The 25,165-nt window shown below is 54.1% G+C and carries 23 protein-coding genes and 1 pseudogene; 13 read left to right on the forward strand and 11 right to left on the reverse strand.

Features of this window, described 5'->3' with window-relative positions:
* Window position 1 precedes the first annotated feature (1 nt).
* A complete protein-coding gene (gene hisP, locus NR177_RS09300) occupies window positions 2-775 on the forward strand; it encodes a histidine ABC transporter ATP-binding protein HisP (RefSeq protein ID WP_063880319.1) in 774 nt (257 codons plus the stop codon).
* Window positions 776-780: 5 nt separating this feature from the next.
* Here the strand turns inward: hisP and NR177_RS09305 are convergent, their stop codons facing one another.
* On the reverse strand, window positions 781-1,731 hold the full coding sequence (locus tag NR177_RS09305) for a sugar-binding transcriptional regulator (protein WP_096010896.1): 951 nt from the start codon (window positions 1,729-1,731) through the stop codon (window positions 781-783).
* 193 nt (window positions 1,732-1,924) lie between these two features.
* Here NR177_RS09305 and dalD point away from each other — a divergent pair, with 193 nt between their 5' ends.
* The 3 genes from dalD to NR177_RS09320 all read left to right on the forward strand — a co-directional run bounded on the left by dalD (window position 1,925) and on the right by NR177_RS09320 (window position 4,973).
* Window positions 1,925-3,316 (forward strand): D-arabinitol 4-dehydrogenase, encoded by a 1,392-nt coding sequence (dalD, locus tag NR177_RS09310; protein ID WP_256852765.1) that lies wholly within the window; start codon window positions 1,925-1,927, stop codon window positions 3,314-3,316.
* Window positions 3,317-3,336: 20 nt separating this feature from the next.
* The gene (locus NR177_RS09315; RefSeq protein ID WP_256852766.1) at window positions 3,337-3,621 is read left to right on the forward strand and encodes a hypothetical protein; all 285 of its coding nucleotides are present in this window, start codon (window positions 3,337-3,339) and stop codon (window positions 3,619-3,621) included.
* A gap of 74 nt (window positions 3,622-3,695) precedes the next feature.
* Window positions 3,696-4,973, forward strand: a complete 1,278-nt coding sequence (locus NR177_RS09320) for an MFS transporter (protein ID WP_063880315.1) — start codon at window positions 3,696-3,698, stop codon at window positions 4,971-4,973.
* Between the two features lie 33 nt (window positions 4,974-5,006).
* Here the strand turns inward: NR177_RS09320 and NR177_RS09325 are convergent, their stop codons facing one another.
* Window positions 5,007-5,906, reverse strand: coding sequence for a TIGR01777 family oxidoreductase (locus tag NR177_RS09325; protein ID WP_256852767.1), 900 nt, complete (start codon window positions 5,904-5,906; stop codon window positions 5,007-5,009).
* A gap of 182 nt (window positions 5,907-6,088) precedes the next feature.
* Between NR177_RS09325 and yfcF the strand changes: the two genes are divergently transcribed.
* Together yfcF and yfcD are read left to right on the forward strand one after the other, a co-directional pair.
* Window positions 6,089-6,730 carry a glutathione transferase gene (gene yfcF / locus NR177_RS09330; protein WP_063880313.1) on the forward strand — a complete coding sequence of 214 codons (642 nt, stop codon included), beginning with the start codon at window positions 6,089-6,091 and terminating at the stop codon, window positions 6,728-6,730.
* A gap of 104 nt (window positions 6,731-6,834) precedes the next feature.
* The gene (gene yfcD, locus NR177_RS09335) at window positions 6,835-7,359 is read left to right on the forward strand and encodes an NUDIX hydrolase YfcD (protein WP_063880312.1); all 525 of its coding nucleotides are present in this window, start codon (window positions 6,835-6,837) and stop codon (window positions 7,357-7,359) included.
* A 390-nt stretch (window positions 7,360-7,749) separates the two neighbouring features.
* Here yfcD and NR177_RS09340 read toward each other — a convergent pair whose 3' ends face one another.
* The 4 genes from NR177_RS09340 to NR177_RS09355 form a co-directional block, all read right to left on the reverse strand.
* Window positions 7,750-8,574 (reverse strand): ABC transporter permease, encoded by an 825-nt coding sequence (locus NR177_RS09340; RefSeq protein WP_063880311.1) that lies wholly within the window; start codon window positions 8,572-8,574, stop codon window positions 7,750-7,752.
* Between the two features lie 10 nt (window positions 8,575-8,584).
* Window positions 8,585-9,850: an ABC transporter permease gene (locus NR177_RS09345; protein WP_256852768.1), complete on the reverse strand. Its 1,266-nt coding sequence runs from the start codon at window positions 9,848-9,850 to the stop codon at window positions 8,585-8,587.
* Window positions 9,851-9,894: 44 nt separating this feature from the next.
* Window positions 9,895-10,920: a polyamine ABC transporter substrate-binding protein gene (locus NR177_RS09350; RefSeq protein ID WP_063880309.1), complete on the reverse strand. Its 1,026-nt coding sequence runs from the start codon at window positions 10,918-10,920 to the stop codon at window positions 9,895-9,897.
* 117 nt (window positions 10,921-11,037) lie between these two features.
* Window positions 11,038-12,300 (reverse strand): 4-aminobutyrate--2-oxoglutarate transaminase, encoded by a 1,263-nt coding sequence (locus NR177_RS09355; protein ID WP_256852769.1) that lies wholly within the window; start codon window positions 12,298-12,300, stop codon window positions 11,038-11,040.
* A gap of 190 nt (window positions 12,301-12,490) precedes the next feature.
* Here NR177_RS09355 and NR177_RS23985 point away from each other — a divergent pair.
* Window positions 12,491-12,658 (forward strand): annotated as a pseudogene (locus tag NR177_RS23985) (GntR family transcriptional regulator); the annotation flags it as partial.
* Here the strand turns inward: NR177_RS23985 and NR177_RS23990 are convergent.
* Window positions 12,634-12,780, reverse strand: coding sequence for a chaplin family protein (locus NR177_RS23990; protein WP_371873607.1), 147 nt, complete (start codon window positions 12,778-12,780; stop codon window positions 12,634-12,636). The pseudogene NR177_RS23985 and the gene NR177_RS23990 sit on opposite strands and share 25 nt — an antisense overlap.
* Before the next feature lie 58 nt (window positions 12,781-12,838).
* Between NR177_RS23990 and NR177_RS09360 the strand changes: the two genes are divergently transcribed.
* Together NR177_RS09360 and NR177_RS09365 are read left to right on the forward strand one after the other, a co-directional pair.
* Entirely contained in the window at window positions 12,839-13,912 is a 1,074-nt protein-coding gene (locus NR177_RS09360) for a PLP-dependent aminotransferase family protein (RefSeq protein WP_371874991.1), read from the forward strand.
* A gap of 266 nt (window positions 13,913-14,178) precedes the next feature.
* A complete protein-coding gene (locus NR177_RS09365) occupies window positions 14,179-15,264 on the forward strand; it encodes an ABC transporter ATP-binding protein (protein ID WP_063880306.1) in 1,086 nt (361 codons plus the stop codon).
* A 49-nt stretch (window positions 15,265-15,313) separates the two neighbouring features.
* Here the strand turns inward: NR177_RS09365 and pta are convergent, their stop codons facing one another.
* Both pta and ackA read right to left on the reverse strand, forming a co-directional pair.
* Window positions 15,314-17,443: a phosphate acetyltransferase gene (pta, locus tag NR177_RS09370; protein WP_063880305.1), complete on the reverse strand. Its 2,130-nt coding sequence runs from the start codon at window positions 17,441-17,443 to the stop codon at window positions 15,314-15,316.
* Window positions 17,444-17,527: 84 nt separating this feature from the next.
* Window positions 17,528-18,730 carry an acetate kinase gene (gene ackA / locus NR177_RS09375; protein WP_256852770.1) on the reverse strand — a complete coding sequence of 401 codons (1,203 nt, stop codon included), beginning with the start codon at window positions 18,728-18,730 and terminating at the stop codon, window positions 17,528-17,530.
* A gap of 334 nt (window positions 18,731-19,064) precedes the next feature.
* On the opposite strand from ackA, the gene yfbV reads away from it, so the two are divergent.
* The 3 genes from yfbV to NR177_RS09390 all read left to right on the forward strand — a co-directional run bounded on the left by yfbV (window position 19,065) and on the right by NR177_RS09390 (window position 20,826).
* A complete protein-coding gene (yfbV, locus tag NR177_RS09380; protein ID WP_063880303.1) occupies window positions 19,065-19,514 on the forward strand; it encodes a terminus macrodomain insulation protein YfbV in 450 nt (149 codons plus the stop codon).
* Window positions 19,515-19,658: 144 nt separating this feature from the next.
* A complete protein-coding gene (locus NR177_RS09385) occupies window positions 19,659-20,153 on the forward strand; it encodes a YfbU family protein (protein WP_096010884.1) in 495 nt (164 codons plus the stop codon).
* A gap of 13 nt (window positions 20,154-20,166) precedes the next feature.
* Complete coding sequence (locus NR177_RS09390) at window positions 20,167-20,826, forward strand: sugar phosphatase (protein WP_241567731.1); 660 nt, start codon at window positions 20,167-20,169, stop codon at window positions 20,824-20,826.
* Window positions 20,827-20,856: 30 nt separating this feature from the next.
* Here NR177_RS09390 and yfbR read toward each other — a convergent pair whose 3' ends face one another.
* Both yfbR and NR177_RS09400 read right to left on the reverse strand, forming a co-directional pair.
* On the reverse strand, window positions 20,857-21,456 hold the full coding sequence (yfbR, locus tag NR177_RS09395) for a 5'-deoxynucleotidase (protein WP_096010882.1): 600 nt from the start codon (window positions 21,454-21,456) through the stop codon (window positions 20,857-20,859).
* A 70-nt stretch (window positions 21,457-21,526) separates the two neighbouring features.
* The gene (locus NR177_RS09400) at window positions 21,527-22,744 is read right to left on the reverse strand and encodes a pyridoxal phosphate-dependent aminotransferase (protein ID WP_063880299.1); all 1,218 of its coding nucleotides are present in this window, start codon (window positions 22,742-22,744) and stop codon (window positions 21,527-21,529) included.
* Between the two features lie 961 nt (window positions 22,745-23,705).
* On the opposite strand from NR177_RS09400, the gene lrhA reads away from it, so the two are divergent.
* Window positions 23,706-24,629 carry a transcriptional regulator LrhA gene (gene lrhA / locus NR177_RS09405; RefSeq protein ID WP_256852771.1) on the forward strand — a complete coding sequence of 308 codons (924 nt, stop codon included), beginning with the start codon at window positions 23,706-23,708 and terminating at the stop codon, window positions 24,627-24,629.
* Window positions 24,630-25,165 lie beyond the last annotated feature (536 nt).

A 25,165-nucleotide genomic window follows, 5' to 3' on the forward strand; every position in this document is an offset into this window, starting at 1 on the left:
TATGGCTGATAACAAATTAAGCGTCACCGACCTGCATAAACATTACGGTGAACATGAAGTATTAAAAGGCGTGTCATTGCACGCCAATGCGGGCGATGTCATCAGTATTATTGGCTCGTCGGGTTCAGGGAAAAGTACCTTTTTACGCTGTATCAACTTCCTCGAAAAACCGAGCGAAGGCGCCATTGTGGTCAACAACACCGCCATTACCCTGGTGCGCGATACGGATGGCCAGTTAAAAGTGGCAGACAAGGAGCAGCTGCGCCTGCTTCGTACCCGTCTGACGATGGTCTTTCAGCATTTCAACCTGTGGAGCCACATGACCGTGCTGGAAAACGTCATGGAAGCGCCGATTCAGGTGTTGGGGCTGAGTAAAGCCGAAGCACGCGAGCGCGCCATTACCTATCTGAACAAGGTCGGCATTGATGAGCGGGCGCAGGGAAAATATCCCGTACACCTGTCCGGTGGTCAGCAGCAACGCGTTTCGATTGCCCGCGCACTGGCGATGGAGCCGGAAGTGCTGCTGTTTGATGAGCCTACCTCTGCTCTGGACCCCGAACTGGTCGGTGAGGTGCTGCGCATCATGCAGAAACTGGCCGAAGAGGGCAAAACCATGGTGGTGGTCACGCACGAAATGGAATTTGCCCGTCACGTTTCCAGCCACGTGATTTTCCTGCATCAGGGAAAAATTGAGGAGCAGGGGCCCCCGACGGAATTATTCGGTAACCCGAAAAGCCCACGCTTACAGCAGTTCCTTAAGGGATCGCTGAAGTAGTTGAGTTACCTGTCATTCAGCAGGCGCATGGCGGTGGTTTCGTCGGTCACCAGGCCCGATATCCAGCCGCCGTTCACCGCAGCCTGAATGGCAGCATATTTTCGCTCACCACCGGCAAAGCCGATGATATTGCGCGTCGTCTGGCTTTCCAGCGTCACGCTGGTTAACAGCGCATCGGTCTCCCCCAGAACACGTTCGCCCTGCTGATTGAAGAAGTGGCCGAGCATTTCCCCGACAACGCCGCGCGCATTCAGCGCTTGCACCTGACGGTCAGTAATAAAGCCTTCCGCATTCAGTGGGCAGCCGGGGTTAACTTCCCCGATCCCCAGAAACGTCACATGCGCCTGCAGTGCACGATCGACCACGCGCTGATAGACCTGATGCTGACACCACATCTGCTTATCTTCCGGGCTGTCAGCAAACAGCGGCGCGGGGATGAAGAAATACTTGCCCTGCATTTTTTCAGACAGCTTAAGTGGCACGTCATAGCGGGTGCCCGAGTCGTCACGGGCAATCGCGCCAATCATGGAAACACAGTGGTGCTGAGGGCGTTCCACCCAGGGCAGCGCATCGATAATGGCACGCAGCGTTTTGCCCGATCCAATGCCAAACACCTGCGGCTGATCGTCATTGATAAACTGTGACATCACCTCTGCACCTTCCACCGCCAGCATCTGCTGTATGGCGTCGTCGTCAAGGCCACCGGAGGGCACGACGCGACAATGCTGCAGGCCAAATTTTTCCTGTACATCGTGCGCCAGACGCAGGCAGTGCGTGACAGGATGATCGATCTTCACGCTGACCATTCCCATTTCACGCGCCCCTGAAATCAGGCGCTGGGCAACCTGGCGCGACAATCCCAGCGCCCGGGCGATCTCCTGCTGCGTTAAGCCCGCGACGTAATACATCCAGGCAGCACGCGCGGCGAGTTCCTGTTTCTTCTCTTCTTTGTTCATTCCGGCATTCCATCTTCTGTGAACCGCCATTTTATCGCGCAATGCGGCGAAAAGCCTATTCGGGCAAAAGCGCATTTGCTGGGCGAATGTTATAAATGTGAAATTAATCACAGTACATCGACGTAACCTCTGATTAACATATGTGCATCCGGGCAAATGCCCTTTGGTTAAACAAATGCTTAAAGAGGTCGTGATGACAACGTCAGTTTGGATGCATATCGGCGCAGGCTCGTTCCATCGTGCTCATCAGGCATGGTATCTGCATCGACTGATGCAGCAGGGCGACAGCCGTTGGCACATCGCCCTGGGAAATATCCGCGATGATGCCACGCCGTTACTCACGCAGTTGGCTGCGCAGCAAGGCGAATATGTGCTGGAAACGGTCACGCCAGAAGGCGAACGCGATTACGAAACCATCACCTCGATTCGTCAGGTTCTGCCGTGGGACAAAGAGATCAGCGCGCTGGTGCGGCAGGGTGCCGATCCGGCAACCCGGGTGATCGCGTTTACCGTGACCGAAGCCGGTTACTATTTAACGCCGGAGCATGAACTGGACCTGCAGCAGCCCGATATCCGTGCAGATCTTAACGGCGAGGCAAGGACGCTGTATGGCGCGCTGGTGCGCATCCTGACGGCACGTGTTGCCAACGGCGGTGCACCCGTAACGCTGTTGAACTGCGACAATCTGCGTCATAACGGTGAACGTTTTCGCCAAGGCTTTTTAGCTTTCCTGGCGGCGAAGGGCGCAGATCGTCTGGCCGAGTGGGTACGCGAGAAGACGACATCGCCAAATACCATGGTTGACCGTATCACCCCGCGCCCCACGGCAGATGTCGCTGAGCGGGTTCAGGCCGCGACAGGTAAAGATGATGCGGTGCCGGTGATGGCGGAATCCTTTATTCAGTGGGTCATTGAAGACGATTTTATTGCCGGACGTCCGGCGCTGGAGCAGGTTGGCGTCGAGCTGGTGGACTCGGTACTGCCCTGGGAAGAAGCCAAAATTCGTATCCTGAACGCCACCCACAGTGCAATTGCCTGGGCGGGAACCCTTATCGGCTTGCTTTACATCGATGAAAGCACCCGACAGAAAGCCATCCACCAGATGGCCTGGGAATACGTCTCTCAGGATGTCATTCCCTCGCTCTCTCCCAGCCCGCTAAACCTGGCGGACTATCGGGATGTGGTGTTGTCTCGCTTCAGTAACCCGTGGATCAAAGACACCAACCAACGTGTGGCGGCGGATGGCCTGTCAAAAATTCCCGCGATGGTGACGCCGACCTTGCAGGAATGTTACCGGCGCGGCACGCCACCTGCCGCCAGCGTGGTGCTACCCGCGCTGTTCTATCTGTTTTTGCAGCGTTGGGCCCGGGGCGAGCTGCCCTATGACTATCAGGATGGCGTGCTGCAACCCGACGTGATCCAGCAGTGGTTTGCCCGCACCGATCCGCTGGCGGCATATATGAGCCAGTCTTCCCTGTTTGGTGAGCTGGCCGCGTCTGACGATTTTCATGCGCGGCTGACCACGACCGTGGCCGGGCTGGAAACATGGTTGGTCCAGCCAGAGCAACTTCTTGCCGTGGTGTAGGGAGATGACTGGTTCTGGCTATGGATATTGGCCGCTCAGCGCTAAAAGCGCCGATGGTGAAATCACGGCAGCAATGTGGCATCGGAACATGCCGCATCTTATCCGCACCGGGCAAAGCAGAGCCCATGAAGCGGGTAACGCGCAGTTGCCTGAACGTCGCGATGCTGGCGCTGACCATCGTTATACCTCTCGTCAATGCGGCGGGTCATGAGCGGGCGGACGCGCAAATGTACCTCAACGTGCCAAATCCTGGCGTTTTCTGCCCAGGACCAGAGGCTTTAGCGCCGCCTTACACAGTGCCGTGAGCTCTACCGTCAACCATGTCAGTCTCGCTTGCTGACCTGAATAACCTGTAACCGAACAGAGAAGGACCATCGTCATGCACTCTACTGCGTACTGGTTTGGCTTGCCCAAACATCTGATCTGGGGATTTGTGGCTATTGCCGTTTTTATGGCGGGTGACGGCTTCGAGATGGCTTTCCTGTCACGCCATATTACCGATATGGGGTTCACGCCAGGCCAGTCGGCGCTGGTGTTCACTTTTTACGGTTTAGCCGTGGCGCTGGCGGCATGGGCGTCAGGTGTGGTGGCGGAGCTGATTACCCCGCAGCGCGCCATGCTGATTGGTTTTATTTTGTGGGTGGTCATGCATGCCCTGTTTATGAGCCTGGGGTTAGGGATGCGTAATTATCCGCTCATGGTGCTGTTCTATGGTATTCGTGGTTTGGCCTATCCGCTGTTTATCTACTCATTCATGATGATGCTGGTGCAGGTCCTGCCACGGGAAAGGCTGGCTGCCGCCACGGGCTGGTTCTGGGCGATGTATTCGGTGGGGATCGGTGTAGTGGGAAGCTATCTGCCAAGCCTGATTATCCCTTCCGTTGGTGAAACCGGCACATTATGGCTGGCGATTGGCTGGGTCACCTGCGGCGGCTTGCTGGCGTACTTTAGCCTGCGCAACGTGCCGGTCGATCGTTCTCGCGTCAACTTGCCTCTGCGGGAAAAAATGACGGAGATGTCGCGAGCGGTGACCATCCTGTTCACCAACCAGCATGTGTTTTATGCCTGCCTTATCCGCATCATTAACACACTGTCGCTGTTTGGCTTTGCCATCATCATGCCGCTGCTGTTTGTGGACCGCCTTGGGTTTACCCTGTCGGAGTGGCTACAAATTTGGGCGGTGTTCTTCTTTGTAACCATCTTTACCAATATTTTCTGGGGCATCATGGGCGAACGTATTGGCTGGATTCGCCAGGTTCGCTGGTTTGGCTGCCTGGGAATGGCCGTTTCCAGCCTGGCGTTCTACTACCTGCCTGTCTATGCCGGTCACAATTTCCTGGTCGCCCTTATTCCCGCCGTGATGCTGGGGATTTTCGTTGCGGCCTTTGTGCCGATGACGGCGGTTTTCCCCACGCTGGAGCCGCATCATCAGGGCGCGGCCGTTTCGGTATATAACCTGTCTGCCGGTATGAGCAATTTTGTCGCGCCCGCTATCGCCTCGGTGATGCTGCCGTTTTTTGATATCGTCGGCGTGGTCTGGGCGTACACCGGTCTGTATGTGTTTGCCGGTGTGCTGACGTTTATCATTCGCGTCCCGCAACCGAATCACGGCGCGCTGCGTAGGGTGAAGTCAAAACCCGCCGTCACGTCGCAGTAAACGACAGGGGAGCGCCATGCTCCCCTCTGTCGCTCAGTTTTTTACCACGTCCTGTAACGCGTCCTGCAGCTCATACCAGCGGAAGCGAAAACCCGACGCCTCCAGACGTTTGGGCAGCACATGTTGCCCACCCAGCACCAGCACAGAAGATTCACCCATCATCAGTTTTATGGCACTGGCTGGGGTGCGCATGAAAGCAGGGCGGTGCATTACCTCGCCCAGCGTGGCGGCAAACTGCTCATTGCGCACGGCATAGGGCGAAACCATGTTAAAAGGGCCGCTGCAGTCGTCATTGTCCAGCAACCACATAATGCCATTGACCATGTCATCAATATGAATCCACGGCATATACTGTTTGCCGCTGCCGATAGGGCCACCGATACCCAGTTTAAACGGCAGTTTCATTTTACTCAGCGCGCCGCCCTCGCGCGCCAGCACGACGCCGGTTCGCAGCAGGCAGACGCGCGTGCGCTCCGTTTGAGCGGTCAGCGCCAACTGCTCCCAGCGGGCACACAGCTCGTGGGTAAACTCATTTTGGCCGGGATCATCCTCGGTTAATACGACGTCGCCACTGTTGCCATAAAAGCCCGTCGCCGATCCCGAAATGAAGACGCGCGGTGGTGTGGTGCTGGCATTGATCAGTGAGGCGATGCGTTCCGTGATTTGCCAGCGGCTCTCGCACAACTGCTGTTTATGCGCCTCGGTCCAGCGTTTATCAGAGATGGGTTCGCCGGCCAGGTTAATGACGGCATCGATGCCGTCAAGCGACTGCTGTTGCGCCAGGCCTGACCAGAGCGCGATATCCTCCCCCAGCTTTTCTCGTGCGGTGGCCACGTCGCGGGTGACCACGCTAACCTCGTGACCGAAGTGTTGTAAACGTGGGATAAGATGGCGGCCAATAAGCCCGGTTCCACCGGTGATTAAGATATGCATAGTGCGGCTCCGTCTGATTTTTTATTTTTTGCTTACTTCATCATAGAAGAGTCGTACCCGTGTGGCGTGAGCCGCTTCGTAATTTAGCGAGTTGACCCCAAACATCGGACCAGCGCCTGGTTGTTTTCAGAAATAAAAGTCGGTAAACATGAGGCACCCCTTTTAGCCATTCGAGGTAGCAGATGAATTACCCTTCCATCACCCTGTGGTCAGATTCATCTTTCTTTAGTCCTTATGTCATGTCGGCTTATGTTGCGCTCAGCGAAAAAGGGGTGCCTTTTAGCGTAAAGCGTCTCGATTTATCGCAAAACCAGCAGCGTGCGGAAACCTACCGCGATCTGTCGTTAACCTGCCGTGTGCCGACCTTACAGGTCGATGACTTTATGCTGAGTGAATCCTCGGCGATCTGCGAATACCTTGAGGAGCGTTTTGCCGCCCCCGAGTACGAACGTCTTTATCCCAAAGATCGCGAGAAACGTGCGCGCGCCCGGCAAATTCAGGCCTGGCTACGCAGCGATCTGATGCCGATTCGCCAGGAGCGTCCTACCGAGGTGTTGTTTGCGGGAGAGCATTTTGCGCCGTTGTCGCCAGCGGCACTGGAAGCGGCGGATAAACTGATCGCCGCCGTACAGCGCCTGTTACCGGAGCGGCAGCAAAATTTATTTGGTGAGTGGTGCATTGCAGATACCGATTTGGCTGTCATGCTTAATCGACTGGCGCTGCATGGTGATACGTTGCCTGCGCGTTTACAACATTATGCCGAGTTTCAATGGCAGCGAGCATCAGTCCAGTTATGGTTAGCGGAAAGCGGCAAAAATCGCTAGCGATCGGCGCTTGCTCAACCCGTCATAAGTGATTACCTTACGACTGATAAAAACGTGGCAAACAGCGCTTGCATAAAGACACGCTAAACAGGAAAGGGTTACGGATGGTGGATCACATTGCTGGTGGCGAAATCGAATGGGTCGATATCGTAAGCGAAGAGAATGAAGTCGTTGCACAGGCTACGCGTGCGCAGATGCGCGCGCAATGCTTACGTCACCGCGCAACCTATATCGTGGTTCATGACGGTATGGGCAAAATACTGGTTCAGCGCCGTACTGAAATCAAAGATTTTATGCCGGGTAAACTGGATGCAACTGCCGGTGGCGTGGTGCAGAGTGGCGAGGACATGCTGGAATCTGCGCGACGCGAAGCCGAAGAAGAGCTGGGCATTGCGGATGTTCCCTTTGCAGAACATGGCAAATTCTACTTTGAAGATGAGCATTGCCGCGTCTGGGGCGGCTTATTCAGTTGCGTATCGCACGGCCCCTTTGCCATGCAGGAAGAAGAGGTGGATGAAATCTTCTGGATGACCCCGGATGAAATCACCGCGCGCTGTGATGAGTTTACCGATGATTCGCTTAAAGCTTTGTCTTTATGGCTGAGTCGTAACAACGAAAACAATCACTGATACCTTCTGTTAGCTTTGCGCGCGGTCATGGCCGTTCGCAAAGCTAGTCCTCTGTTTTAATCGCCGCCGCATTCCCGCCTGATTATCAGCTCCCCGTCTTTTAGCCATCAGTCGCGTTGTCAGGGCCACGCCGTCCATTCACCTTGCGCGCAAGAAACGGGCAGGGGATTTATGCTAGTCGGCCTGTCAGAACAGGAAAGCGGTTATGGGTCAACGGTGCGGTTCACCTTCACCGGACGATGACAAGGCGCAGGGCCGGTTCAGCGCTTGCTGTGACTTTGCGCCTGTCAGGCTGACAGCGGCAGGATGCGCACTGTCCAGATCGTACCACCGCCCACCGGTTAACCGCGTGGGCGGTAGTACAATGCGCACCCTTATACTGAGGGTGGTCTAAGCCGGTTGCGCCTGGCGCATCTTTTCCCCGCGCCGCCGCAGCACTTCCATCACGATCAGTAATAAAAGCGAAGCCGCAATCATGATAGTGGCGGCCGCTGCAATGGTGGGATCGAGATTTTCGCGGATACCGGCAAACATCTGAATCGGCAATGTCCGCTGCGTTGGGCTGGCAAGGAATAGCGTCACGACCACTTCATCAAATGAGGTCGCAAACGCGAATAACGCGCCGGAAAATACGCCGGGTGCAATCAGCGGCAGGGTGACTTTACGAAACGCCAGCAGCGGCGAGGCACCGAGGCTGGCGGCGGCCCGCGTCAGATTTGTGTCGTAACTTTTCAGCACGGCAACCACCGTGATCACCACAAAGGGCACGCCCAGCAGCGCATGGGCCAGTACCAGCCCAAGATAGCTGTTCAGCAGTGACAGTTTGGCGAAGAAGAAAAACATGCCAACGGCGATGATCACTACGGGCGCAACCATGGGAGAGATAATGATCGCCATCACCAGGGCTTTTCCGCGAAACTCACCGCGTACCAGGCCCATAGCGGCCAGCACCCCGAGGACGCTGGCCAGCAGCGTCGCCAGTGGGGCAACCAGCAGGCTGTTCATTAGCGCACCGATCCACTCCTTCGAGTGAAAAAAGGCCGCATACCAGCGCAGCGAAAAGCCACTTAGCGGATAGCTCAGAAACGAACTTTCGTTAAATGACAGCGGCACGATGACCAGAACAGGCACAATCAAAAACAGCAGTGCCGCTGCGCCGTAGAAATTAAACAGGTAGCGCCAGACCCGCAGCAACGTTGAACCTTGTTGTCTCATCATTCGCTCCTTAACGCACCGCAGCTTCGGATGAAGTCCGGGTGACACGTGAATACACCACATACAGCAACGTCACGATAATCAGCAACTGGCTACCTAAGGCGGCGGCCATGCCCCAGTTCATGGTGCTGTTGGTAAAGAAGGCAACAAAGTAGCTGACCATTTGGTCGTCCGGCCCGCCTAACAGGGCAGGTGTCACGTAGTAGCCAATCGCCATCATGAACACCAGCAGCGCACCTGCGGTAATTCCGGCAAATGTCTGTGGGACATAGACGCGCCAGAAGGCCACAAAGGGATGCGCACCCAGCGACACGGCAGCACGGACATAGCTGGGGGAAATGCCTTTCATTACCGCATACAGAGGCAGCACGATGAAGGGCAGTAGGATATGTGTCATCGAGATGTAGACGCCGACCCGGTTAAACACCAGCGTGAGCGGGCTGTCGATGAGACCTGTTGCCATTAAGGTCCGGTTAATTAATCCTCCAGACTGCAGCAACACAATCCAGCTCGCGGTACGCACAATTAATGAGGTCCAGAAGGGCAGCAGCACCATAATCATCAGGAGGTTGGCCCGGTTAGACGGCTGTTTCGCCAGCCAGTAAGCCAGCGGATAGCCTAGGCCGACGCACAATAAGGTGACGACGGTCGCCATCCACAACGTGCGCAGCAGAACATTCACGTAAAGCGCCTGATCGGGCGACTGTGGTGTGATGTCGCCGGTTTTGGCATCGACCTTATGGTCAAACACCGACAGCAGATAATAACTGGTATAAGGTTTGGCCACGCGTTTCAGGGTTTGCCAGGTGGACAGCTCTCCCCACATCGGCTGCTTGTCGATCAACGTTTGTTTGACGTTAAGGCCATCTTCGGGAGCCTGGCGAGGGACGGCCAGGATCAGCCGACGAAAGATGCTGTCTTCATAACTTAACCGCTTAGCAATACCGGAAATCTGGCCCTGTTCACGCGCCGCGCTGACTTCTTTTGCCATAGTGGCAAACAGGCTTTCATCCGGCAGCGCCTTGCCATCCCACTTAGTTAAGGCCTGGCTGGTTTGCGGGAGCCCATCTTTAAGCTCAGGGTTATTCACGCTCATACTGAGAATCGAGCCGATGGGAAATAAAAAACACACCACGACGAAAATCAGTAAAGGGGCAACCAAAAGCAGGGAGCGTTGCGTTTTGATCCAACCAGCCCGGTTAAATTTGTGACGCAGACTGAATGCGCCTTCCGTGCGTCTGACGGGTGCTGAATCCATAACGGGGTTTTGACTCATGCCGACCTCCTCAATGGTGCTGCCGGAGCGGGTCCGGCAGAGGGTTATTTCGCGGCCCAGGCGTTAAAGCGCTGTTCCAGTTCTTCACCATGTTCCAACCAGAACGTCGCGTTCACCTGAACCGCCTTGGCCATATTGTCAGGCGCAGTGGGCAGTTGGGCTAAACGATCGGCAGCCAGCAGCTTGCCAGCCTGGATATTGGCAGGGCCATAAGGAATATTTTCGGCATAGACCTTTTGGTTTTCCGGCTTCAGCGTGAAGGCAATAAACTTTTCCGCCAGCGCTTTGTGTTTTGAGCCTTTCACAATGGCCCAGTTGTCGAAGTCGTACAGGTTGCCATCCCAGACGATTTTAAAATTATGGCCTTCTGCCTGGGCGGTGCCGATGCGACCGTTATAGGCCGACGCCAGCGTTACGTCGCCTGAAACCAGCCACTGCAGGGGCTGTGCGCCCGATTCCCACCACTGAATGTTCGGCTTGAGCTGATCCAGCTTCTTAAAGGCACGATCCACGCCCGCCGGGGTTGCCAGCACGTTATAAACGTCTTCGCGCTTCACGCCATCCGCCATCAGCGCAATTTCCAGCGTGTATTTCGCGCTCTTACGCAAGGCGCGTTTGCCCGGGAATTTTTTCACGTCCCAAAAATCCGCCCAACTGGTTGGGGCCGTTTTTAGCTTGTTGCCATCGTAGGTCAGTACGGTAGACCAGACGAAGAAGCCTGCGCCACATTCGCTTACGCTGCCCTTGGCAAAGTCGGCTTTATTACCCAACTTGCTCCAGTCCAGCGTTTCAAGCAGCCCTTCTTCACAACCACGTTCCAGTTCCGGGGTTTCGAGCTCGACCACGTCCCAGCCGACCTGTTTGGTTTCGACCATGGCACGGATGCGCGCCATCTCACCGTTATATTCACCCGCTTCTATGCCGTCATGACCTGAGGCCATAAAAGGCTTATAAAACGCTTTATCCTGCGCGTCTTTGTTGGTACCACCGAAAGAAACCACCGTAAGGTTTTCGGCCTGCGCCTGGACAGCCACCGCCGCCAGAACCAGTGCCGCTATATTTTTCATCATCCCCGGACTCCTGAATTATTATGTTTGGGCAGAATCCTCTGCCCGGTGTTTGCTTTGCAATCTTAATGCCAGGGTACTGCCACGCTGCGGAACGGGCTGCGTGGCAGAACGCGAAACTCAATACTTGCCCAGAATACGGTTCAGCAGGTTCAGTGCCGTGCGGAACTGCGCGTCCGGGATGGTGAGCGGGTAGAGGAAGCGGATCACGTTGCCGTGCACGCCGCAGGTGAGCAGCAGCAGCCCCTCGTCCAGCGCCTGTTGCTGAATTGCTTTGGCGATGTCCGCACTGGGCTTGCCTGCGCCATCCATGAATTCAGCGGCGATCATTGAACCATGACCGCGCACCTCTGCCAGCGCTTTACAGCCTGCACCTTGCAGGGTTTCAACCAGTTGTCCACCCAGTTGCAGGGCTCGCTCGCTCAGGTTCTCATCGCGAATCACCTCAAGCACGGCCAGCGCGGCGGCAATGGCCGGTGGGCTGCCGGCGTAGGTGCCGCCCAGACCGCCGGGCAGCGGCGCATCCATCACCTCAGCCCGTCCTGATACCGCCGACAGCGGCATACCGCCCGCCAGGCTTTTTGCCATTGTGATCAGGTCTGGCTGCACGTCGGGATAGTACTCACTGGCAAACAGCTTGCCGGTGCGGGCGAAGCCACTTTGAATCTCATCGGCGATGAGCAAAATGCCATGCTGATCGCACAGCTTACGCAGAGCGGTGACGAAGGCGGGCGGTGCCACATTAAAGCCGCCTTCACCCTGAATCGGTTCATAGATAATGGCCGCCACCTGTTGTGGGCTGATATCGCAGCGGAAAATGGCCTGCAAACTTTCCAGTGCATCATCCACGCTGCAGCCATGCAGTGCATTCGGGTAGCGGGCGTGAAATACTGAGCTGGCAAAAGGGCCAAAACCGATTTTATACGGGACCACTTTGCCCGTCAGCGACATCGTCATGTTGGTGCGACCGTGGAAAGCCCCCGTAAAGGCGATAACGCCAGGACGGCCCGTGGCGGCGCGTGCAATTTTCACCGCATTCTCAACGGCCTCCGCCCCGGTGGAGAAAAAAGTGGTTTTGGCGGGCCCATTCACCGGCACCAGCGCATTCAGTTTTTCTGCCAGGGCGATGTAGTTTTCGTAGGGCACGACCTGAAACGCGGTATGGGTAAAATGGTCGAGCTGTTCTTTGATGGCGGCGATGACTTTGGGATGGCGATGTCCGGTATTCAGCACGGCAATGCCTGCGCTGAAATCGATAATTTCGCGTCCCTGATGATCCCATAACGTGGCGTTTTCTGCTTTCACCGCATAGAAATCGCACATCACGCCCACGCCGCGCGGCGTAGCATTGAGACGACGAACCTGAACTTCACTGTTACTCATAACGCGACCTCATGGTGTTTGTTGCCATATTGTTACAGTGGAATCTGCCTCCTTGCTTTTTAGCGTTTTCAGGGTTTTATAATCCAGAGCCAGTTTTTTTTATTTTGAGGTACCAATTTTGCGAAGCTTACTCGGTGACCTGCTTGCACAACGTCTGGCCTCGCTTTCCGGCGGTACGCTGAATAAGCGATTGTATGATGTCTTGCAGGCAGCCATTCAGGATGGAGCCATTGCCACCGCGACGCGACTGCCCGCCAGCCGCGACCTTGCTCGTGAACTCGCAGTCTCACGTAACACCGTGCTGGCAGTTTATGAACAGCTTCAGTCTGAGGGTTACTTACAAACCCGTACCGGAAGCGGCACCTTCGTCAGTGCGGTATTGCCGGAACAGGCACCGGGAGAGCCGCTGGTCAGGCCGGTAACGCCGCCGATGAAACCCGTCCGGCTGTCGCGACGGGGTTCACGTCTGCTGGCGAACAGCGGTGCCGGGAGCCATCAGTGGGGCGCGTTTATGCCCGGCGTACCGGACGTCAGCCATATGCCGCACGACATCTGGCGAAAAATTCAGCTTCGCCTCAGCCGACGGCTGCCGGTTGAGAACCTGAGCTATGCCAGCCACGGCGGCTGCGTTGAGTTACAACAGGCGCTGGCCGATTACCTGCGGGTGATCCGATCGGTGAACTGCAGCCCCGAGCAGATCCTGGTCACCGCCGGAACGCATCAGTCGCTGGATCTGCTGGCGAAAATGCTTTGCGATCCCGGTGACAGGGCTATCGTGGAAGAGCCGGGATACTGGGGAATTCGTAATGTGCTGGCGGTGAATGGGGTGACGCTGATTCCCACTCAGGTGGACGACCAGGGGCTGGTTTTGCCCCCTGAGCAACCGGACAGCCCGGTACCGCGCCTGATTTGTGTGACGCCTTCCCACCAGTACCCACTGGGTGCGGTGATGAGCCTGCAACGGCGCCATGAATTACTGGAGCGCGCGAAAAGCAGCGGCAGTTGGGTGGTGGAAGATGACTACGATGGCGAGTTTCGCTTTACCGGTAGCCCGATCCCGGCGCTACAGGGCCTGGCGGCGGATGCACCGGTGATCTATCTGGGCACCTTCAGCAAAACGCTGTACCCGGGCATCCGGCTCAGCTACATGGTGGTGCCTAAATCCATGGCCGCACGCATGAAAATGGCGCACTCAGAGCTGTACCGTGGCGGCTACGGCCTGGTGCAGCTCACTCTGGCGGAGTTTATTCGGGAAGGGCACTATGCGGCCCACGTTCGGCGCATGCGGCAGATTTACAGCCGTCGCCGGGCCGTGCTGGTGGAGGTGATTAGCACCTCGCTGGGCGCTGACTGGATTGTGCACCACAGCAATGCAGGTTTGCATCTGGTGCTCAGGCTGCCCGACAGCATCGACGATGTGGCCTTCAGCGCAGAGTTAGAACAGTGCGGTGTGTTAACGCGTCCGCTTTCATCCTACTACCTGCAAGGTACGCCGCAGCGAGGCTTGCTGCTGGGCTACGCCTGCGTTAACGAGGCAGATATCCCCGCCGCCTTTGCGCCTGTCCTTGCCCGATTGGAACATCATCTGCAAATTGCCTCAGTTTCGCCCTGAGGCACCATCAGCGTGCATCACCCTGGCTTGCCTGATTCTGTGAGCAATCTCACGTTAAATTAATGTTAAATATAAAAAGACAAAAAAATACAATGGCCTGCAAATTGATTTTGTAAGCCGTTTCTTTTCCTGTTGTCAAATTCTGCTTGTGCAAATCAAAGGCGTTGTGGTAGTGCTAAAAAAAGGCCCGCCAGAATTCGCACGTCAAAAGGATGATGCATGAATCGTGCCGACACCTTTTTTTATCCTGTTTACGAGAGTACGCCATGAGAAATTTTGTCAGTTTTCGCAACATCAAAAAGAGCTACGACGGCGACAAGCTGGTGGTGCGCAACCTCAATCTGGATGTGGCAGAAGGGGAGTTTTTGACCCTGTTAGGGCCATCTGGCTCCGGGAAAACCACCAGCCTGATGATGCTGGCAGGATTTGAAACGCCCACCGATGGTGAGATCCTGCTGCGTGATAAACCCCTTCACACCTTGCCGCCGCATCAACGTGATATCGGTATGGTATTCCAAAACTATGCGCTTTTTCCCCACATGACGGTGGCGGAAAATCTGGCGTTTCCGTTGTCGATTCGCCGTTTGAGCAAAGCCGATATCAGTGTGCGGGTTAAGCGGGTGCTGGATATGATTAAACTCACTTCGCTGGCAGACCGCTATCCCGCGCAGATGTCTGGGGGGCAGCAGCAGCGTGTGGCCCTGGCGCGGGCGCTGGTCTTTGAACCCAAACTGATCCTGATGGATGAGCCGCTAGGCGCGCTGGATAAACAACTGCGCGAGCACATGCAGATGGAGATTAAGCAGCTCCACAGCATGCTCGGGCTGACCATTGTCTATGTCACGCATGACCAGAGTGAAGCCATGACCATGTCAGACCGGGTGGCGGTCTTCAATGATGGAATGATCCAGCAAATGGACAGTCCGCATAAGCTTTATGAGCAGCCCGATAACGCCTTTGTGGCGCAGTTTATCGGCGAAAATAACAGCCTGTTGGCCACGCAGTCGGGACAGCATGGCGATTATTATCAGGTGACGCTGGATAACGGTGTTCAACTGGATGCGCTGAAGGTGCGCCCGAGCTCGCCTGGTAAGAAAATACAGCTCAGTATTCGCCCAGAACGCATCAACGTGAACGCCGCCAAACCGGGCGAACAGTCTGTTCAGGCCAGGATACAGCAGTTTATCTATCTGGGGGATCACGTGAGAATGCTCACTGAGGTTGCCGGGCAGGGGAATTTTATGGTGAAAATGGCCGCATCTGAGGTGTCACCCGACTGGAAAGCCGGCAGTGAAGTGAGACTGTCCTGGCAGCCTCAGCACCTGCGCGCGCTTGACGTTACGCTGCAATAGGCAAAAAAAAGAGCATGCAGTCTGCATGCTCTTGTTCAGCCATGGAAACTTAGCCTTCAGCCTGCTGCGACTGAATCGCCGTCAGAGCGATGGTGTAGACGATGTCATCCACCAGCGCGCCACGTGACAGGTCGTTGACCGGTTTACGCATGCCCTGCAGCATTGGCCCGATTGAAATCAGGTCAGCTGAACGCTGTACCGCTTTATAGGTGGTATTACCGGTATTGAGATCCGGGAAAATAAACACCGTTGCGCGACCGGCAACCTGCGAGTTGGGGGCTTTGGATTTTGCCACGTCTTCCATAATCGCCGCGTCATACTGCAACGGACCATCAATCACCAGATCTGGACGTTTTTCCTGGGCAAGTCGCGTTGCTTCGCGCACTTTCTCCACGTCGCTACCTGCACCTGAGTTACCGGTTGAGTAGGAGATCATCGCGACGCGCGGATCGATGCCGAAGGCTTTGGCGGAATCGGCGGACTGAATGGCAATTTCTGCCAGCTGTTCAGCGGTGGGGTCCGGGTTGATCGCACAGTCGCCGTAGACCAGCACCTGCTCCGGAAGCAGCATAAAGAACACCGATGAGACCAGCGAACTGTTGGGTGCGGTTTTGATCAGCTGTAACGGCGGACGGATGGTGTTTGCAGTGGTATGCACTGCGCCGGAGACCAGCCCGTCGACTTCACCACTTTCCAGCATCATGGTGCCCAGCACCACGTTATCTTCCAGCTGTTCCTGAGCAACCACTTCGGTCATGCCTTTGCTTTTACGCAGTTCGACCAGACGTGGAACGTAGTTCTGGCGAACCACTTCGGGATCAACAATCTCAATCCCTTTGCCCAGCTCAACGCCCTGAGCTGCCGCAACGCGCTGGATTTCATCCGGATTGCCTAACAAGACACAGGTCGCGATGCCGCGCTCGGCGCAGATGGCTGCCGCTTTGACGGTGCGGGGTTCATCCCCTTCCGGCAGCACAATGCGTTTGCCTGCCTTGCGTGCCAGCTCGGTCAACTGATAGCGGAAGGCCGGCGGTGACAGGCGACGGCTGCGTTCAGACGTCGCCGTCAGGGATTCAACCCAGTCAGCATTGATGTAGCTGGCAACGTACTCCTGGACTTTCTCAATACGCTGCGTGTCGTCCACGGGCACTTCAAGGTTGAAGCTTTGCAGGCTGAGCGAGGTTTGCCAGGTGTTGGTTTTCACCATAAATACCGGCAGACCGGTCTGGAAGGCACGTTCGCACAGTTTGGCGATGCGCTCATCAATTTCATAGTTACCGGTTAAGAGGATGGCACCAATCTCAATACCGTTCATTGCCGCCAGGCAGGCAGCAACCAGCACATCAGGACGGTCGGCAGAGGTGACCAGCAGCGAGCCTGGACGGAAGTGCTCAAGCATGTGCGGAATGCTGCGTGCGCAGAACGTCACTGATTTTACGCGGCGCGTCTGAAGTTCACCTTCGTTAATGACCCGGGCGTTAAGGTGGCGGCACATATCAATGGCGCGGGTGGCAATCAGGTCAAAGCTCCATGGCACACAACCCAGGATGGGCAGTGGGCTATTGGCAAACAGCTGGTCAGGATTGATGTTGGCAATGCTGGCCTTTGACGAATCATCGAAAATTTCTGACAGGTCGGGGCGCGTGCGGCCCTGTTCGTCGACCGGCGCGTTCAGTTTGTTAATGATCACGCCAGTGATGTTTTTATTCTTTGACCCGCCAAAGCTGCTTTGCGTCAGTTCAATACGCTCTTTAAGCTGTGCAGGCGAATCGTTACCCAGCGCGGTCACAAAGACGATTTCAGCGTTTAACGTTTTGGCGATTTCATAGTTCAGGGCGTTGGCAAACTGGTGCTTGCGCGTGGGGACTAAGCCCTCGACCAGGACCACTTCAGCATTCTGGGTATTGGCGTGGTAGCGGGCAATAATCTCTTCCATCAGCACATCTTGCTGATTTGACCCCAACAGCGATTCCACGCGGGACATTGGCAACGGCTCTGCGGCCGGAATGCCTGAACTCTTGCGCACAATGCTGGTGGTCTGGTCTGGTGCATTGCCGCCCGCACGCGGTTGAGCAATGGGTTTGAAAACGCTCAGTCGAACGCCTTTACGTTCCATGGCGCGAATGACGCCAAGGCTAACGCTGGTCAGACCGACGCTGGTGCCGGTCGGAATGAGCATAATTGTACGTGACACGATTGAACCTCTCAGATTTCACTGGGTGTCAAAACAACGCCGTCAGCATGGGCTGACGGCGAAAGGAGATCAGGCGGTAAGACGTGCGGCGTCGCGGGCAATCACTAACTCTTCGTTAGTCGGAATCACCACAGCCGGGCGGGTGCCTTCTTTATTGATAAAACCTGACTTGCCAAAGCGTGCCGCCAGGTTGCGGTCGTGGTCAAGCTCAAAGCCAAGCAGCGCCAGTTTATTTAAGGTCAGCTCGCGCACCATTGCCGCATTTTCGCCGATACCACCGGTAAAGATCACACCATCAAGACGGCCGTCCATCAGCGCCGTATAGCTGCCAATGTATTTGGCAAGACGATGGCAGAAGACATCCATCGCGCGTTTGGCATCCGCTTTCGTTGCATAGTTATCTTCGACATAACGGCAGTCGCTGGTGACTTCGGTGAGCCCTAACAGGCCGGACTCTTTGGTCAACATTTTGTTGATGGCGTCAACGCTCATGCCTAAGGTGTCGTGCAGGAAGAAAATAATCGCGGGATCGATGTCGCCACTGCGGGTACCCATCACCAGGCCTTCCAGCGGTGTCAGGCCCATCGAAGTATCCACACATTCGCCGTTGCGAATGGCAGAAACAGACCCACCGTTACCGAGGTGACAGGTAATAATGTTCAGCGTTTCCAGCGGCTTGTTGAGCATTTTTGCCGCTTCGTGGGTCACATAGTAGTGACTGGTGCCGTGCGCGCCATAGCGACGAACGCCATGTTCTTTATAAAGCGCATACGGCAGCGCATAAAGATAGGACTCTTCCGGCATTGTCTGATGGAAAGCCGTGTCGAAAACCGCCACATTCTTGTCGGACAAATGCGGGAAGTTTTTCATGGCTTCATCAATACCGATCAGGCCGGCTGGGTTATGCAGTGGTGCAAAAGATGACGCATCTTTGATACCCTGCACGACAGACTGAGAAATGACCACTGACTGCGTGAGTTTTTCGCCGCCGTGAACAATACGGTGACCTATTGCTGCGATTTGTGCTGAAAGCTCTGGTTTTTGTGCCAGAATTGTTTTAACAATGAAATTCAGCGCTTCGCTGTGGGCAGCGCCAGCACCCAGAGGGGTTTCCTGCTTCTGGCCCTCAAGTTTCCATTTAATCCGCGCTTCGGGAAGGTGGAAGCATTCTGCCAGGCCAGACAGGAATTCTTCACCGCTGGTGGGATTAAGGATGGCAAACTTAAGGGAAGAGCTGCCGCAGTTCAGAACCAGTACTAACTTACTCGACATGGAAGTACCTATTTGTTAAAAGTGGCTAAAAATAACGCAATCAGACTTACAGCGTAGCCCATTGAAGCAGCCAGATTAATGACAGAAGTCATACCCAGGTCAAAATAGTGCGTTTTTACGCAAAAAAATTTGAGTTTTTACGCATAAATTTGAAAATTCGCTTAAAACGGGCCTTGTCGTCTCTGTTACAAGGAAAGTTGCGGCAGGGACGTTGTTAAATCGGCGACAGAATAGCCGGAGTCACCTTTAAAGACAAAAACATTTGAAGGATGTTACGTAAAGTTGTGTCGTTATAATTATTTTTCAAAAAATACAGCATTAGTTGAGGCGAGCCATGGCGAATGAATCCCACACCGGCTGGTTCCGGATGTTTCAACGCGGACAGCATTATATGAAGACCTGGCCCAACGATAAACGCCTGGCGCCAGTCTTTCCTGAAAATCGTGTCTCTTCGGCGACACGGTTTTCAATTCGCTTTATGCCGCCGCTGGCGGTCTTTACGTTAACGTGGCAAATCGCGATGGGTGGCCAACTTGGCCCAGCGGTCGCGACGGCCCTGTTCGCCTGCAGTTTGCCCATGCAGGGTTTATGGTGGTTAGGTAAGCGTTCGGTCACGCCATTGCCGCCCACGCTGCTGCGCTGGTTTCACGAGGTGCGCACGAAACTGGAAGCCGCAGGGCAGGCGATTGCCCCGGTTGAGGGGAAACCCACATACCAGGCGCTGGCCGATCTGCTTAAGCGTGCCTTTAAGCAGCTGGACCGGACATTTCTGGACGATCTTTAATCTGCGCCGTGCGGCAAATTATTGCACCCAAACCCGCGCTTAAATCAATGAAAAGCGATGTGGCAACGCCCACATCGTTTCCCCTGTGTAATTATCCTTCCATCGTATAAAACCTGAACGGCCAGCGAGCTTGAGGAAGAGATGATGGAAATGACCCATGCACAACGTTTGATCCTGACAAACCAGTACAAAATCATGGCGATGCTGGAGCCGGAGAACGCCGAACGTTTTCGTCGCTACCAAACCATCATTGAGCGTGGTTACGGCCTGCAGATGCGTGAACTGGATAAAGAATTTGGCAAACTACCCGAAGAAACCTGCCGCACGCTCATCGATATTATGGAGATGCACCATGCGCTGCAGGTTTCCTGGTCTAATCTCAAAGCCGAAGGCGACATCGATCCACGACGTCTGGCGTTCCTGGGTTTTGATGCCGCCACGGAATCGCGTTATCTGGGCTACGTGCGTTTTATGGTGAACACCGAAGGGCGCTATACCCATTTTGATGCCGGCACGCACGGCTTTAATGCGCAAACGCCGATGTGGGAAAAGTATCAACGGATGCTGGCTTTGTGGCAGACTTGTCCTCGCCAATACCATTTAAGCGTAAACGAGATTGCGCAAATCATTAACGCCTGATGAGGAGTGACGCGTGGAGTACAGTGGTTTTTTATTTGATTTAGATGGCACCTTAGTTGATTCACTACCGGCGGTAGAACGCGCCTGGAGCAACTGGGGTGCGCGTCATGGCATTGCGGCTGATGAAATTCTGGACTTCATTCACGGTAAGCAGGCTATTACTTCACTGCGCCACTTCATGTCGGGCCAGTCAGAAGAAGCGATACAGGCTGAGTTTCTGGCGCTGGAAAAAACAGAAGCAGAAGACACCGACGGCGTGCAGGCGCTGCCAGGCGCAAAAGCGCTGCTCACGCAACTGGATGCGTTGCAGATCCCCTGGGCGATTGTCACCTCAGGTTCCGTGCCGGTGGCACATGCGCGCCATAAAGCAGCAGGATTACCGCAGCCTGCCGTGTTTATTACGGCTGAGCAGGTGGCAAAGGGCAAACCGGAACCCGATCCTTACTTACTCGGGGCGAAAATGCTGAAACTCTCTCCGGCCGACTGTGTCGTGGTCGAAGACGCGCCTGCCGGTGTGGTGTCAGGATTGGCGGCAGGCTGTGCTGTCATTGCCGCCAATGCGCCAGATGATACACCACGCATCGATGAGGTGGCGCTGCGCCTGACCTCACTGACATCACTGGTGGTCACCCGACAGACGACGGGCAAGTTTGCTTTTCACAGTAAAGACTAAGCAGAACGTGGCGGCGTGAAGCCGCCCGTATCAGAGCGGCGAATCCTGCGAAATTTCATCCAGAGACAGGCTAAAGCTGGGAATAAACACCTCGACGAAATAGCTCATTTCGGGTGAGCGACGTTGGCTCAGGGTTTTCTCCAGTCGCGCCTTTGCTAATAAAAATTCATTGTTGCCGGCCGACAGCTCTTCAAGGCATTTTACGTATGCGCAAAGTGCATCGGCCTGCTTCACCACGGCTTTCTCTTCTTCACTGTGCAGGTGCTCATCAATCAGCGGGCGGTAAATATCCTGCAGTTCTTCCGGCAGCATCTCAATCAACTTCTGCTGCGCAATCTTTTCAATCTTTTTGTATTCGTGGGCTATCTGCGCGTTGTAGTACTTCACCGGCGTCGGTAAATCGCCGGTCAGCACTTCACTGGCATCGTGATACAGCGCCATCATAGCGATGCGCTCGGCATTGAGATTGCCATTGAACTTCTTGTTCTTAATGGCGGCCAGGGCATGGGCAACCATCGCCACCTGCAAACTGTGTTCCGAGACGTTTTCGGTGCGTACGTTACGCATCAGCGGCCAGCGGTTGATCAGTTTGAGACGGGAAAGGTGGGCGAAGAAATGGCTTTGAGTCATGGTGGTTCCTGTTTGCAACAGGGGAGAGGCGAGCTCTCCCCGACATCACATCAGTATAGGCGCAACAGGACTACTGACGGTAGCCCTGCAGGAAACGGCCAAACTTATTGATCGCCATCTCCAGATCGTCAACGCGTGGCAGCGTGACGATTCGCAGGTGATCGGGCCACGGCCAGTTAAACGCCGTGCCCTGTACCAGCAGGACCTTCTCCTGCAACAGGAAATCCAGCACCATTTTCTGATCGTCGTGAATATTGAATTTTTTAGCATCAATACGTGGGAACATGTAGAGCGCGCCCTGCGGCTTCACACAGCTGACGCCGGGGATCTCGTTGATCAGTTCCCAGGCACGTTGGCGCTGCTCATAGAGCCGTCCACCGGGCACAATGAATTCACTAATGCTTTGGTAGCCACCCAGCGCAGTCTGAATCGCGTGCTGCGCCGGTACATTGGCACACAGGCGCATGGATGCCAGCATTTCCAGGCCTTCGATATAGCCTTTCGCATGCTTTTTAGGGCCGTTCAGCACCATCCAGCCCTGGCGGAAACCCGCGACGCGGTAGGTTTTAGACAGGCCATTAAAGGTGACGGTCAGTAAATCCGGTGCCAGCGCAGCGATAGAATGGTGCTGTGCCGCGTCATACAGAATTTTGTCGTAGATTTCGTCAGCAAAAATAATCAGGTTATGCTGACGGGCAATCTCAACCACTTCCATTAACAGCTCTTTGCTGTAAACCGCACCGGTGGGGTTATTGGGATTGATAATCACAATGCCACGGGTGCGCGGCGTGATTTTACTGCGGATATCATCAAGATCCGGGAACCAGCCTGCGGATTCATCACACAGATAGTGCACGGCCTTGCCGCTCGACAGGGACACGGCGGCGGTCCACAACGGATAGTCGGGCGCAGGCACCAGCATTTCATCACCGCTGTTCAGTAACGCCTGCATAGCCTGGACAATCAGTTCTGACACACCATTGCCGATGTAAATGTCCTCGACCGTAACGTCGCGCATATCGCGCGCCTGGTAGTGCTGCATAATGGCTTTGCGGGCAGAATACAGCCCTTTGGAATCACAGTACCCCTGCGCACTGGGGAGATTGCGGATGACATCAACCAGAATCTCATCCGGCGCTTCGAAACCAAAAGGTGCCGGATTGCCGATGTTCAACTTAAGAACTTTATTACCTTCTTCTTCAAGGCGTTTAGCCTCTTTTAAAACCGGCCCACGAATGTCGTAACAGACATTGTCCAGTTTGCCGGATTTATCAATTTGAAAAGTCATTGTGGCCGCCTTAATGTGCAGAATCCTTTTGCCTGCCGCTGAAAACAAACCTGCACAATGTACTCTCCTCAGGCCTACAAAAGAAGGGCAAGAAACGGTTTTGGCGTGTTCAGCATCTTTGTCTTCGGGCAGACGACGTAATGCATATTGGTTATCATGCAGTCCGGTTGAAACGTTTGGTTTATAAGGCTTTCCTGGTTTATTGTTCTGTGAGTAAAAGTTGAGCGCTGGGTAATGTCTGCTTTTATTATGCCGATAATGAACCTGAAGGCCGTGACACAATCTGAGTCTGCGCAATGCGTCATGAGCGAAATAGTTTAATTATGCTTTATTAATGCATAAAATTTGCGCGACTTTGACCGCAGTTAATCAGAGTAACCTGAAAAACAACGGTTGCTCTTGATGTTAACGCATTTATATCTAAGGTTTTTTTAACGATTATTAAGGCCGACAGAAATAATGCAGAGCATCTTCAATGCATGTTTCGACAATGAAAAGTCGTATTTACTGTTTTCCGGCAGGTTACGTCCGCTCAGGAGGGACAAGGATGGATGTAAGATGCGATTTGATCAAAATATGCAATGCTTTTCATAAAAACATTTCCATTTTGCGGTCAAAAATGATTAAGTATAATTTACTATTTGATGAGATTAAACGCTACACACCGTTAGCGTATTCCAGACCTGTTTACCCCTGCTTAACCGCATTTTGGGGGTAGAAAAAAGACAACTACACAGCTTCCCGCATTTTTGCATCCCGTGCCCTCGGCACAGAAGTTGTCTCTGTCTTCAGGAGCCGGTTTCCTTGTTTTGCAGGGAAGTTCCGTCTTCCTCCGTAAGTAAATTTTATGTCGGCCCTTTGCCGGGACGCCATGAAGCATCATTACCGCTTATCGCTTTGATAAGCATGTAATAACACCAGGATAGTAGTTCTTAAAAATCTAATAAGTGAAGAAAAAAACATGACTAATGCAAATCGTCCGATACTTAATCTCGATCTCGATCTGCTCCGAACTTTTGTTGCTGTTGCTGATTTGAACACCTTTGCAGCCGCTGCTGCTGCGGTGTGCAGAACGCAATCGGCAGTAAGTCAGCAGATGCAACGTCTGGAACAACTGGTTGGTAAAGAGTTGTTTGCCAGACATGGCCGCAACAAGTTGTTAACAGAACACGGTATTCAGCTTCTGGGCTATGCCAGGAAAATCCTGCGTTTTAACGATGAAGCCTGTACTTCCCTGATGTACAGCAACATCCAGGGCGTACTGACGATTGGCGCTTCTGACGATACGTCCGACACCATTCTGCCGTTCCTGTTAAACCGCGTGACCTCTGTCTATCCAAAACTGGCGATTGATGTTCGCGTGAAACGCAATCCCTTTATGATGGAAATGCTGAACCAGGGCGAAGTCGATTTAGTTGTCACGACCTCCAGCCCGGGTAACTTTACTTACCAGGTCCTGCGCACGTCGCCGACCTTGTGGTACTGCGCGGCGGATTACGTGTTCCAGCGTGGGGAAGCGATTCCGTTGGTATTACTTGATGAGCCAAGCCCGTACCGCGATATGGCGATTGACCATCTTAATGAAGCTGGTATTCCGTGGCGTATCTCCTACGTTGCATCAACCCTGGCGGCCGTGCGCGCTGCGGTGAAAGCAGGATTAGGTGTAACGGCGCGTCCGGTAGAAATGATGAGCCCGGAATTGCGTGTCATGGGTGCCGCTGAAGGCTTACCGGTATTACCTGATACGCAATATCTGCTGTGTCGCAATGCTGACAGTGATAACGAGCTGGCGCTGGCGATCTTTAATGCTATGCAGTCTACGCACGATCCTTACAACATGGTGGCCAATGCCGATGGCACATTGTTGCTGGATGATGAAGAGTAAATACCGCATTCTTTTGCAAAAAATGCGCAATTTAGCAGCACGATAACCTCTGTAAATACGCCTCTTGTCCTGTAAAAAGGACAGGGGGCTTTTTTTTAGGCTTTTTCTTGCGCAAAAAAACCGATTTTCGAGGTGTTGTCTTTACTTGCTGTCAGCCACCCGCAATCGAGCGGACGTGAGAGAAGGACGCCTGTAAAATGTGAAATAGTTGATTCGAATCAGTCTGATAACTGCTGAAATTTAACACAAAAAAGATAATTCTGTGTTCTGGATCAACAAAATAGCCATTCCAAAGGGAAGGAAAAGCCTGAAAATCCTGTCAAAATATGGGGGTTAAACGCACGATCCATGCGCGCAAATACCCGCTACACTAAAATTACCCTTACAGACTGAAGCGATTTAGCTGGAAACACGCGCATCATATGTTAATAATATGATGCAGGTGTAAAATAAAGTTTGGATACTTTTGTCTAAGTTGACAAAAGGTTATAGAAAGGAGTAAAAAACCCCATAAAATTGCTGCTTATTCCAGAGTA

The organism is Pantoea sp. Fr+CA_20, from assembly GCF_024520835.1.
In the GTDB taxonomy this organism is placed as follows: domain Bacteria; phylum Pseudomonadota; class Gammaproteobacteria; order Enterobacterales; family Enterobacteriaceae; genus Pantoea; species Pantoea allii.